Source organism: Nostoc sp. UIC 10890, from assembly GCF_054786515.1.
The window spans coordinates 854,828-867,290 of the sequence record NZ_JBSGKF010000001.1 but is presented as its reverse complement, the minus strand read 5'-3'; the positions used below and the strand labels follow the sequence as shown (position 1 = coordinate 867,290).

10 protein-coding genes are annotated in these 12,463 nt (G+C 42.7%); 1 reads left to right on the top strand and 9 read right to left on the bottom strand.

Annotated elements, in window-relative coordinates:
* The first annotated feature begins 97 nt into the window (after positions 1-97).
* Positions 98-1,078 carry a CHAD domain-containing protein gene (locus tag ACWATR_RS03380; protein ID WP_460329528.1) on the top strand — a complete coding sequence of 327 codons (981 nt, stop codon included), beginning with the start codon at positions 98-100 and terminating at the stop codon, positions 1,076-1,078.
* 29 nt (positions 1,079-1,107) lie between these two features.
* Here the strand turns inward: ACWATR_RS03380 and ACWATR_RS03375 are convergent, their stop codons facing one another.
* The 9 genes from ACWATR_RS03375 to ACWATR_RS03335 form a co-directional block, all read right to left on the bottom strand.
* Positions 1,108-1,752 carry a hypothetical protein gene (locus ACWATR_RS03375; RefSeq protein WP_460329526.1) on the bottom strand — a complete coding sequence of 215 codons (645 nt, stop codon included), beginning with the start codon at positions 1,750-1,752 and terminating at the stop codon, positions 1,108-1,110.
* A gap of 419 nt (positions 1,753-2,171) precedes the next feature.
* Positions 2,172-3,413 carry a pentapeptide repeat-containing protein gene (locus ACWATR_RS03370; protein WP_460329524.1) on the bottom strand — a complete coding sequence of 414 codons (1,242 nt, stop codon included), beginning with the start codon at positions 3,411-3,413 and terminating at the stop codon, positions 2,172-2,174.
* A gap of 347 nt (positions 3,414-3,760) precedes the next feature.
* Positions 3,761-5,758 carry a hybrid sensor histidine kinase/response regulator gene (locus ACWATR_RS03365; RefSeq protein WP_460329522.1) on the bottom strand — a complete coding sequence of 666 codons (1,998 nt, stop codon included), beginning with the start codon at positions 5,756-5,758 and terminating at the stop codon, positions 3,761-3,763.
* Positions 5,758-6,234 (bottom strand): response regulator, encoded by a 477-nt coding sequence (locus ACWATR_RS03360; RefSeq protein WP_069068535.1) that lies wholly within the window; start codon positions 6,232-6,234, stop codon positions 5,758-5,760. Before ACWATR_RS03360 ends, ACWATR_RS03365 begins: the two co-directional genes overlap by 1 nt.
* Positions 6,231-8,594, bottom strand: a complete 2,364-nt coding sequence (locus ACWATR_RS03355; RefSeq protein ID WP_460329520.1) for a PAS domain S-box protein — start codon at positions 8,592-8,594, stop codon at positions 6,231-6,233. Before ACWATR_RS03355 ends, ACWATR_RS03360 begins: the two co-directional genes overlap by 4 nt.
* 4 nt (positions 8,595-8,598) lie before the next feature.
* Positions 8,599-8,838 carry a helix-turn-helix domain-containing protein gene (locus ACWATR_RS03350; protein WP_460329518.1) on the bottom strand — a complete coding sequence of 80 codons (240 nt, stop codon included), beginning with the start codon at positions 8,836-8,838 and terminating at the stop codon, positions 8,599-8,601.
* A gap of 297 nt (positions 8,839-9,135) precedes the next feature.
* Positions 9,136-10,215 (bottom strand): pentapeptide repeat-containing protein, encoded by a 1,080-nt coding sequence (locus ACWATR_RS03345; protein ID WP_460329516.1) that lies wholly within the window; start codon positions 10,213-10,215, stop codon positions 9,136-9,138.
* A 229-nt stretch (positions 10,216-10,444) separates the two neighbouring features.
* Complete coding sequence (locus ACWATR_RS03340) at positions 10,445-10,720, bottom strand: hypothetical protein (protein ID WP_460329514.1); 276 nt, start codon at positions 10,718-10,720, stop codon at positions 10,445-10,447.
* A 257-nt stretch (positions 10,721-10,977) separates the two neighbouring features.
* Positions 10,978-12,453 carry a pentapeptide repeat-containing protein gene (locus tag ACWATR_RS03335; protein ID WP_460329513.1) on the bottom strand — a complete coding sequence of 492 codons (1,476 nt, stop codon included), beginning with the start codon at positions 12,451-12,453 and terminating at the stop codon, positions 10,978-10,980.
* Positions 12,454-12,463 lie beyond the last annotated feature (10 nt).

Sequence of the window (12,463 nt, the reverse complement as noted above, 5' to 3'; positions counted from 1 at the left end):
ACAATAATCATTGCATAAAAAAATATCACAAGTATATGCAAATATTTAACTAATGTTATTATGCAATAACCTCATGAGGTAGTCATTAAGAGCAGTTATGAAATTAGCCACACAACCCACGGTAAAAACTCTAGGGGACTACGCCTACCAAGCGATTCAAAAACACTGTAAGAAAACCTTGAAGTGGGAAAAATCAGTGAAGAAAGATGAAGATCCAGAAGCGCTGCACCAAATGCGAGTGGGAATGCGCCGCTTACGGACAGCGGTAACTCGGTTTGGAATAGCGGTCGATGTGTCGAAACCAGTCAGCGATAGAAATATTGGTAAAATAGCTCGTCGTCTTGGTAGTCTGCGAGACTTAGATGTGCTCAAAGAAAGTTTGGAAAACAATTACAAACCAAACTTACCCCGTAAAGAGCAAGAATCTCTGCAAATTGCCTTCACAGCTTTGGCTAAACAACGTGAAGATGTACTATCAAGTGTACAGAAAACCTTAAAGAGTGAATCTTACAAATCTCTAAAAGATGCATTGGATAAGTGGTTAGAGAAACCCAGTTATCAACCTTTTGCATCTGTTACCATTCAGCAAGTACTACCAGACTTACTTTTACCAGAAGTCAGTAGCTTCTTATTGCATCCAGGTTGGCTAGTTGGCACTGAAATTGTGGACTCAGAACTGAAAATTCAGAAAAACTGGGAACCAGAAAAAATTGAGAAACAATTGACAAAAGAAGGCGAAGTTCTTCATAGTTTGCGAAAAGAAGCTAAACGTGTACGCTACCAGATGGAGTTATTTAGTGACTTATATGGTGAGTCTTACGCAGCTTATATTACAGAAGTCAAAAGTATCCAAGAAATTTTGGGTACGATGCAAGATAGTGCGGTTTTAACTGAGTGGCTTGAAGATGTATTCAAGTCAGAACTTCAGACATTGCCCACTCTTGTTAGTTTGTTAACTGAAAATCGTTACCAGTCATGGCAGCAATGGCAACCTTTGCAAGAACGGTATCTGAAAACTGAAACTAGACATAGTTTTCATTTAACAATATTGCACCCACTCTCAGGAGTAATAAATTAAAAGTTACTCTTGATTGGGCAAGGATTGGACTAACGAACAGACAATTGAATAGGAGCCTCTAGAGACAAAACATAAACACTGCTCTGAGGAATTTGTACAATACGGGTATTTTCGGCGGAACGCAAACCTGAAATTATTCCAACAGCACTTCCTAGCATAGCTCCCCGGTCAAACTGTTCGGGATCACCTTGGCTAAAAAAGCCCAAGGTGCTTCCACCAATTCTGCCCCAAACGGAGCCATTCTCGACGGCTTTATCATTAGCTCGCATGTGGGTAATGGTAGTGCCGGGAATTATCTGACTTGATGCTTTAATTGAGATAATTCGACCGTTGACAACCAATGACTGCGCTACAATTTTAGCGCCTCCATCAATGGGTTTGAGGGTAATAGTTACAGGGGTATTTTCTGGCGCTACAACATTACCTTGATTATCTTTAATAGCGCTAGCTAAAGGTAGTGTGAGAGGATAATCCTTTTTTTGCCCAACATCTACGGTAACGGATGCTGGAAATGAGACAATAATCGCTGTATCTTGAGGAATGTTAATCTCTTGATTGACTGCTTGATTCGGCTGAGTTGGCTGAATAATTACTGGTTGAGCGTTCGCTGGTAGGATGATGGAACCCAACACAGATATAGAACAGGCGAGGCTCAACAACATTTGCATTTTCATGACCGTTTTTCCCTTTGATGTGAGTAGTTTTTAGGATTAAATCCCTTCACTCAATCAATAGGTTTGCAGTTCTTGATTTATGCAAGCGGTAGTAAAATCAAAGTTTCGGCTATTGTTTGCGTAAGTACTATACTAAATTAAACACAGTAGGGGCACAGAGTTATGCATTGGTGTCAACTTAACCTGAAAGCCAGCCCAGAACAAGCCTTTAGATATTGTCTCGTTCACAGTCTCCGACTGGGAATGCCTGTCTTTGAGGCTCCGCCTCAAGACTTGCGGTAGAGCCGCTTTTGAGTTGCATTTCTAGCCAGAGGCTGGAAACGAGATTTGAAAAGGATTTTAGCTTAAGTTGACACCAATGATAGTTATGTGCGTCTACTGTGTAATCAAGTTTTAGATGCTGAGACTTTAGCTTTTTGTTAACGCCAGTGTTGAGGTATTTTCAGGTTTTCCGGTAGGATGGTTGTGCGATCGCCAATTGCATGTTCAATCTGCTTTGATTCTAGGTTTTCTGAGCCGCTTAAGTTGGCTCCACAGAGGTTCGCTTCTTGGAGATCAGTTTCTTGTAGGTTAGCTGTACTAAGTAATACACTTTCTAGATTAGCTCCAGCCAGTTTTGCCTTTTGCAAATTACTGCCAATCAGGTTTGCGTCTTGGAGATTGCTACCCTCAAAGTTGACTTCTTCCAAATTGGCATCACAAAGGATTGCTCCTTCTAAGTTGGCATCACAAAGAACTGCCCTTGTCAGATTAGCATCACAAAGGATTGCCCCTTCCAAGTTGGCATCATAAAGAATTGCCTCAGAGAGGTTTGCTTTTCTGAGAACTACGCCTTGGAGATTGGCTTCTGGGAGGATTGCTTTTTGCAGGTTGGCTTCATAGAGGATTGACCCACAAAGATAAGTTACTGATAAGTCTGCCTCAGAGAGATTTGCTCGTGTAAAATTGACCCATTGCAAATTAGCTCCTACGAGAATTGCTCTAGAGAGGTTAGCTTCTGTTAAGTCTGCATTACTGAGGTCTGTATTGCGTAAATCCAGTTTTTGATTTACTGGATCTTTATATGAATCGCGTCGTCCAATGACAGTTAAGGCTGTTTGAATATCTGTAGGTAGTTTTGATGATTCCCGTAATTCGTCATCATATTCATGTTTCATCGAGGCATTCTCACGAATAAAAGCAGCGAGAATTTCCATAATTGTCCAATGATCTTTTGGAGAATCTTTGGCAATTCTTTCTAAAGCATAAATGGCAGCAAATCGTGTTTCAATCTTTTCATTTCCCAGTTGTTCAATTGCTTTAGAAAAGCGTTCGGAAACAATTTCTTGGTGAGTTGGTTGTGTGTAATTAATACTAGTGCCGATATTGTTATCCCAAGCTAGTGTCCCAGCCAGGAGTTGGGTTAATAGACTCTGATTTTCATCTAGAGAGAGTCTGGAAGTATAGTAAGCATTAATTATTAATGCCAATCCTCCAATGATTATGGCGAGAGTTGTTAATGCTTGGGTGATGTATTCGATTTTTTCTTGAGTTGAAAACCCTTGAATATATTCAAAGAATGAAAAAATTAAAGTTAATGATAAAATAAATATAACTGAGATAAATGCCAGCAAAGTCGTGAGTCCATTTGTTTTTATTAAAGACATGTCATAAGTCTTCATATTTGACTCCTTACGGAAATAAATTTAGGTTGATTCTAAGAGCAACTGTAGAGTTATGATAGAGTACAAACACGGATATGCTTAAGCGATTCTTAAAAGCACTGCGTGATAATCATTGATGAAATGCTTGCTAAATAAGAATGCTCTAATTCACAATTCAGAATTGAGGATGCTATCAGGTGTAATTACAGATAACTTCCTGTTGCAGTGAAACGATACTGCCAAACTATAATGATTAAAATTCAATACGCTTGGGTTAAGGGCTAATTGTACAAAATTGTGGGTTTTCGAGACGCGATAAATCACCGTCAAGACAAGTGTTTTGGTCTTATCTGAACTGTATTGGATTAAAATTGCAGATTACTTAATTCACTTTTATCAGCACATCTGACTAAATTAGAAATCGCTACAAGCAATTCCTCTGGGGCTACAGGTTTAACAATGTGCTGTTGAAACCCGGCTTTTAGTGCTTTCTGCTGATTGATTTCACCTGCGTAAGCAGTCAGAGCGATCGCAGGAATCTGTTTTCTCCCTACTGCTGCTTCTTGAGTCCGCACCTGTTCCATCAACATATAGCCGTTCATCTCTGGCATCCCAATATCGCTGAGTAAGATATCTGGCTTTGACTGTGCTAGCGCTTGTAATGCTTCATATCCCGATGCTACTGCGGTGACGATCGCGCCAAACTGTTCCAGGACAAAGCTGAAAAAGTCGCGGGTATCTGCATTGTCATCCACAATCAGGACTTGTATGCCCATGAGAGGAGAAGAGTTAAAAACGGCAGTTGAGGAATCAGTATTCGTGTCATCCTTAACTGTTGCACTGTCCTTGAGCAGTGGGAATCTAACTGTGAAGCTGGCTCCTTGATCCTCGCCAAGACTTTCAACCCAAACCGTTCCACCATGCATCTCAATCAAGTGACGAGCGATCGCTAAACCTAACCCTAACCCACCAAACTTTCTAGTTGTTGTACTATCACCCTGACAGAAATAGTCAAACACATGAGGTAGAAAGTCAGGGTGAATCCCCTTCCCTGTATCGCTCACAGTAATCTGCGCTTGAGTGTCGATGCACTCCAATCGCACATTTACTTTTCCCCCAGTCCCAGTAAACTTAACGGCATTTGATAAAAGATTCCAGAAAACTTGCTGTAAGCGGGCTGAATCACCCAAAACTTTCCCCACAGTTGGATCAAGCATCGTCTCAATTTGAATAGTTTTAGCCTCTGCTGCTAGATGCACCGTTTCCATTGCGGCTTCAATGGTGGATACCAGATCGACTGGGATCATATTGAGGTTGAGTTTGCCTTGGAGGATGCGAGAAACATCCAGCAAGTCTTCAATTAGTTGAGCTTGTAATTTGGCATTGCGCTCAATAGTTTCTAGTCCTTTCTGGAGCAATATCTCATCAAATTTTCGCATTTGCAACAGTTTTGCCCAACCGAGAATCGGATTCAGGGGCGATCGCAATTCATGGGAAAGCACCGCCAGAAACTCATCTTTTATTCGGTTAGCGGCCTCCGCTTCCGCCCTGGCTATTTGCTCAAGTTGCAAAAGGCGATCGCGTTCTGATTCGGTGCGTTTGCGATCGGTGATATCAGTTAGCATCGCGATCGCACCTAAGAATTCACTCTGTTCATTCAAAATCGCTCTTGCAGAAATCAGTGTCCAGATGTACGAACCATCCTTGCAGCGCAATCGACCTTCTTTAAGATCCCTCCCCTCTCCCTTGAGCCACTCCAATTTATCTCCGACTGCCATATCATCAGCCTGATCGATAAAATCAAATATGGAACGACCAAGCATTTCTTCTGCCGCATAACCCAACATTTGAGACAACCGCTGATTCACATACTCTGTTTGGGTTTGAGAATCAATCATCCAGATTCCCTCATAAGAGGTATCAACAATGCGGCGATACCTGGCTTCACTCTTCTGTAAAGACTCCTCTATTTGCTTGCGTTCAAGCCGCTCTTTAGCTTCCCGCAATGCCCGTTGCACCGAGGGAACTAACCGCCCTAGTCGTTGCTTCAACACATAATCAGTTGCACCGTTTTTCAAAGCTTCGATCGCTAATTCTTCACCCAGCACAGCAGAAACAAAGATAAAAGGAACCTCTGAACAGCGATTTCGGGCAATCTCCAAAGCAGAAATTCCATCAAAAGATGGTAGGGCATAATCAGCAAGAATTAAATCGAAAGCCTCTGTTTCCAGAGCCGCTAGAAAATCAGCACCGGTTTCGACTCGGATCAGTTCGCAATTAATTCCTCCTTCAGTTAATACGGCTTGGGCAAGCTCCGCATCTAACAGGCTGTCTTCCAAAAGGAGGAAACGCAGGACATTCATCAGTTTCTCTCCTGTTGAGAATGAGGCGCTGGAGGTAAAGCACCAACGGGAGGCTGATTAATCACTGCCCAAAACAATCCCACACCTTTAATAGAATCGACAAAATCGTGATAATCCACGGGCTTCACAACATAGGCATTGACCCCTAATTCGTAGCATCGAACTAGGTCTGGCTCCTCACGAGAAGAGGTCAGTACCACAACTGGAATAACTCGCATTACTGGGTCAGATTTGAGTTGTGCCAATACTTCTAATCCATCGATTTTAGGTAATTTCAAATCGAGCAGCACAACAACAGGATACCCTTCCATTCGCAACCGAAACAACCCCCGGCGATAAAGATAATCCAGTGCTTCCTCTCCATCACGTACCACCACTACTTCGTTGGCGAGATGGTTTTCTGACAAGGCCGCTAGTATTAATTCTGCATCGTTAGCACTGTCCTCAATTAGCAAAATTCGCTTGAGTTCTTTCATTCACTCTCCTTCTTTGACAATTTAGGCAGCGAGAAATAAAAGGTGGCTCCGCTATCAACTACAGCCTCTGCCCAAACTCGACCATTATGCCGATGAATAATGCGTTGCACGTTTGCCAAACCAACACCTGTTCCTTCAAATTGTGGGTCGCTATGCAGGCGTTGAAATACTCCGAATAGCTTGTGAACATATTGCATATTAAAACCAACGCCGTTATCTTGTACAAAAAAGATAACTTCGTTTTCATTGTCAGTACTTCCAATAGTAATTTCTGCTGGGTTTCGAGTCTGGGTATATTTTACGGCATTGCCTATCAGATTGCGAAGCACAAGCCGTAGCATGGAGGGATCGCCCTGCACTTCTGACAATGACTCGATGTGCCAACTAATTATCCGTCCTGGAGTTTCTGCGATCAAATCGCGTTTTACCTCTTGTACCAATTCCTCCATATTCAGGTTGATATAGCGCATTTCGGTGCGCCCCATCCGAGAAAATGTCAGCAACTCATCAATTAGTATTCCTGCCTGTTTTGCCGTTTCTGAAATTATTTTTAAATAGCGCTGACTCGTTTGATCTAAGCTTGTTGAGGTATGCCGTTTCTGAAGCAATTCGATAAATCCGCCAATGTGGCGCAGCGGTGCTCGCAAGTCGTGAGAGACTGAATAGGAGAAAGATTCGAGTTCCTTGTTAGCGGCTTCGAGTTGGACAGTGCGCTCTTGAATCCGTTGCTCCAGCATTTCATTGAGTTGTTGCAGGGCGGCTTCGGCAACTTTGCGATCGTGAATATCGCTGGCAATGCCCACCCACTTGATAATTTGTCCCGCTGCATCTCGAAATGGCAAACCCCGGACAATATGCCAACGATAGCTACCATCAGAAACTCGACGAAAGCGAATTTCTATTTCATAGTTGGTCGCGTTAGCAACAGCCTCCATCGAAGTTTTAAAGACGCGATCGCGGTCATCGGGGTGAATTACATAAATCCAGCCATAACCAGTGGTCTGCTGCATTGTCAATCCGCTGAAATCTAACCAGTATTGATTGCAATAGGTAATACCACCATCGCTATTGCCCATCCAAATAGCCTGTGGCGACACTTCCGTTAAAATTCGATATCGCTCCTCGCTGTCACGTAGCGCTTTTTCTGCCAGGTTGCGATCGTGAATATCAACACAGGAGCCTATATAGCCGAGAAACTCGCCTGTTGCTGCCAAACGAGGTACACCAGTATCAAAAACCCAACGGTATTCGCCATCAAAACGTCTAAGGCGATATTCCATTGTAAATTTTTGTCGGGCATTAAAAGCATTGGTGTATGTGTCTAAGCAACGCTGAAAATCATCGGGATGAACACCTTCAGTCCAGCCATTGCCTATTTCTTGCTCTAGAGTTCGTCCGGTAAAATCTAGCCAGGGTTTATTAAAGTAGTTACAGAGTGTGTCAGTGCCGGACATCCAAATCAGTACAGGGGCGGTGTCTGCCATTTGGCGAAAACGGGCTTCACTTTCGCGCAACGCTGCTTCTGCCCGTTTGCGATCGCTGATGTCAGTAATCAACGCTGCATACCCTTCAACAGTTCCCTGTTGATTAAACTGGGGAACGTAAATAGCATTAATGTAGCGTGTACCACCATCTTTATAAGGAATTTGACTTTCAAAAGTGACCTGCTCTCCTGCTAGTACTTGTTCCACATAAGGACGAAGCACTTTATAAGCGGATTCACCCAAAACTTCCCAAAGTGTCTTCCCATAAACTTCTGCTGCCGGATGCCCAAACCACTCTTCATAAGCTCGATTGTTGAAGCGGTAGCGTTGTTCTGCATCTACAAAAGAAATCAGAACTGGTAGCGTATCTGTAATTAGGCGAAGTTCTGTTTCTCGTTGCCGCAGTGCTTCCTCATTGGACTCTGTTAAGCGACCAAACCGTACCTGGCTTTCGTGTAGTAACTTCAGATTTGCCTCAGCTTGCTGTTGGGCTATGCGGCGTGATTCGTTGAGCCAACTAATTAACCCTGCTGTTAGCATGAACACAACTAGCGGGATTACAATATTTAGATTGGTAATGTTCTGCGGATAAAGTGGCTTAAAAAAGAAGTAATTGATTGCCAAAGTAGACAAAACAGTTGCAAGTAACCCTGGCCCTAAGCCACCGTACCAGGCACTCACCATCACCGCCGCAAAAAATAGTGCCGCAGGTGTTGGAGTGAGATATGGATTGAGTAGCAGAGTTGCCCACAGTGCTAAGGCAACGGATAGGAAAGCAACACCATAGTGCAACAGTTGCTCCCGAATGAATGTGCCCTTGTCTCTACCGCCAGCAAAGAGGTTTTGGGGTTTAGATACCTTTGCCTTACGACTCATAACCCTACTCTGCTTCTGGGAAATATTGACTTAGCAAACTTTTGCCGGGTTCACCCATTTTCCGTAATATTTCTTCTATTAGTTTTAGCGCTATACGTGAAGAGACTGTATACCCATTCTCCCAACGATTGACTGTTTTGAAGGAAACTCCTACTTTAGCAGCAAACTGTTTCTGAGAGAGGTTAAGTTGCTGCCGAAGTTCCCGAATTAAATCTAAAATTTCCAACCGCTTTGTTAGAGACATCTCCCTTTTTTATTTTTACAGGATCATTGAGGATAGGACACCTGTCTTATTATTTGTCTCTTGCTTAGGGAATATTTCTAAAGTAAGTTGGTTTTGCTGTCACTCTAAGCAACTTTACGCGATGTGCGACTTATTCTTAAAACCCCTCTCCAAACCTCTCCCCGAAACGGAGAGAGGCTTTGATTCTTGCTCCCCTTCCCTTGTAGGGAAGGGGTTGGGGGTTAGGTCTGAGAAAAAGTCGCACACGGCGTAACTTTATCTTTTAAAAGACTCACGTTGAGCCTCAGAAGGTCAAACTTAAGCTTCCCAATGTTCGGGTGGTTGAAGATTTTCCGGTAAGATTGTTGTGCGATCGCCTTTTGCCGATTCAATCTGGTGTTGTTCTAGATTTTCGGCTCCCCAGAGGAATGCCTTCTGTAGGTTGGCTTCACTAAGGTCTGCCCCTTGCAAATTGGTTTTACTGAGATATGCCCCTTGCAGGTTGGCTTCATTGAGATATGCCCCTTGCAGGTTGGCTTCATTGAGATGTGCCCCTTGCAGGTTGGCTTTTCTCAGGACTAACTCTTGCAGATTGGCTTCATTGAGATGTGCCCCTTGCAGATTGGCTTTTCTCAGGACTGCCTTTTGCAGATTGGTTCCTCTCAGGATTCCCCTTTGCAGGTTAGCTTCACTAAGGTCTGCCTTTTGCAGGTCAGCTTTTCTGAGGTCTACTCCTGTAATATCGATATTACTTAAATTCAATCTCTGATTTTTCAAGTCATTCTCACACTTACGCCGTCCAATTACGGTAAGGGCAGCTTGAATATCTGTTTGAAGTTTTGGTTTTTGCTCTATCTCCTCTAACTTCTTACTATTCATCCAATAATTGATTAATGGTTTTGCATTCTCTACCTTTTCCTCGCCTTTTTTCAATGGAGCATTCTCTCGCACAAAAGCCGTGAGGACTTCCATAATTGTCCAGTGATCATCTTTGGAATCTTTGGCAATTCTTTCTAAAGTATAAATTGCCCCTAATCGCGTTTCAATCTTTTCATTTCCAAGCTGTTCAATCGCCTTCGCAAAGCGTTCTGTGATTTGCTTGTCTTGTGCTGCTTCTGCATTTCTTAAAGCAGCTTCGGCACTTTTATTTGCAGCCTCAGCACTTTTATCCATAGCTTCCGCACGTTTAGCTGCATAGAACGCATTGATGAATACAGCAATTCCAACAAAAATTGTTCCAGTAGTTGTTAAAGCTTTAATTCCATAATCTAACCTTTGCTCTGTTGATAAACCTTCAGCATTCACAAAGGCTAAAAAAACAATAAATAAGCAAACAATAAATATAAATGGTAGAACTATTAACCAATTTCTCAGAGAGTCTGTGTTGTTATCGGACATATAGCGAATGGCACTAAGAAAAGCCCAAAGGCTTGTGTAGTCTCGTTCCCAGCCTCCAGGCTGGGAATGTATTTAAAGAGGCTCTGCCTCTTGTCAAGCTACTGGAGGCGGAGCCTACCAGAATGAGTTCCCAGCCTAGAGGCTGGGAACCAGTCAGAGTAAGGGCTGTATCTTTTCTTAGTGCCATTCAGACATATAGCCATATAAATAGAGCCACTTTTTGGAAGTATTAGCTGTCCCATGATAAGCGTTCTTCTTGTAGTTGTCTGTCTATATCCTCAGCAGTTCGAGAAGGGTGTCTACTACGGCTTTCTTCTATAATGTCGAGTACAGAACGATGTTTTGGTTCAGCTTTTTCTGGTAAAATCACAAATACATCAACGCTATCGCCTATTTCAGCTTCTGGAATTTCAATTTCTATTTTGTTTCCTGGTAAAACTTTGGTTGTGATACGTAAAGCTGATTGCATGGTTTTTCCCTGAGCATTTATTAATACTGTAGGCAAGATTGTTCTCTTTTATATTCTCCTACAAGTTATAGAGGGCGGCAGTACCTCATTTATTTCTTGTTTTTCGCTAAATGAATAATCGAATAAATAAAATTAGAAATATAAACGAATTTTTAGGTGTGTCTGTCTTGTTATCAGACATAAATTATGTTTCTTCCTCATCTCCAGAATTATTACGGAGACTTTTGGTAAAAACTATAGCATTAAGTGAAACTGGTAGAATGCGCCCAAATAACGAATGATGCTGTGATAACTTAACCAGACTGCCGCCAATGTGTCGGTGCTTCGATATAATCAGGTAGACGAGTGGTGCGATCGCCAAGTGCCTTTCTAATCTGCTGTAACTCTAAGTTTTTAGCCCCTGTCAAAATTGTCCCTTCCAGTTTGACATCACTGAGGTTAGCTTGGGAAAAGTTAGCTCCCATCAGATTTGCCTGAGTCAAGTTAGCTTGATAAAAGGTTGCCCTATATAAGTTTGCTCCAATGAGGTTGGCTTGATGTAGGTCAGCTTCCGTTAAGCTAGCTTCTGAGAGATTGGCAAAATAAACTTCTGTTTGGTGAAGTTTGGCTGCATTCAAGTTAGCCCCTGAAAGGTTGGCTCCATTCAAGTTAGCCCCTGAAAGGTTGGCTCCAATCAAACCCGTCATTTGCAGGTTGGCTTTCCCCAATTTTGCTCCTTGCAAATTAGCTAGAAACAGCTTTGCTCCAGAGAGATTGGCGACTTTTAAGGTTGCTTGTTGCAAGTTAGCTTTATAAAGGTTTGCTCCCTGTAAATTTGCTGCACGCAGACTTGCTCCAGAGAGGTTAGCTGAACGCAGGTTTGCTCCAGAGAGGTTGGTACGATTGAGGTTAGCCCAACAAAGGTTGGCTCCACATAAGCTAGATTTTAGTAATTTGGTTTCATAGAGAATAGACCTAATGAGTTTAGCGCCACTCAGGTCTGCTTCGCTCAAGTCAGCCCCACGAAGGTCAGCACCACTCAAGTCAGCCCCACGGAGGTCAGCTTGTTGCAGGTTAGCTTTTAGCAGGTCTGCTAGTCTAATATCGGTGCTACGTAAATCAAGTTTCTGATCTTTTGGGTCTTCGAGTAAATTACGCCTGCCGATAACAGTCAGGGCTGCTTGAATATCGGTGCGGATTTTTGGCAATTCTTCATGGAGATTTTGCTCCAACGGCTGTGTCGGACGCGACCCGCCTCTACGCCGACTTGAGTAAACTGCCCCTTGATATTCCGGCTTTTGTTGCTCCCCTTTTAGGTGCTTGATAGGTGCATTTTCTCGCACAAAGGCAGTGAGGATTTGCATGATTGTCCAGTGTTCTTTGGGAAAATCCTGAGCAACTCTTTCTAGTGCATAAATTGCGCCTGTCCGGGTTTCTACCTTTTCATGACCAAGCTGGGAAATTGCCCCCATAAAGCGTTCTGCAATCAATCTGTCTTGATTGATTTTTGCATTTTGAATGCCAATGTCCAGGTTTTTCTCAGCTGCGATCGCATTTTTCTGCATCGCTTGGGCACGCCTTGCTGCATAATAAGTATTAAACATTGCTGCCGATGCGAGAAAAACTATTGCAGTAGTTGTTAATGCTTGGTTTCTATACTGAATTTTTTCCTGGATTGACAATTCTTTAATACTTGACAATACGAAGAAAATTACAGTCAATGAGAAGCCAAATATAACTGTTATAGTTATTAACCAATTCAACAGAGCATCTGTCTTTTTAGAAGACATGGTAAAGATT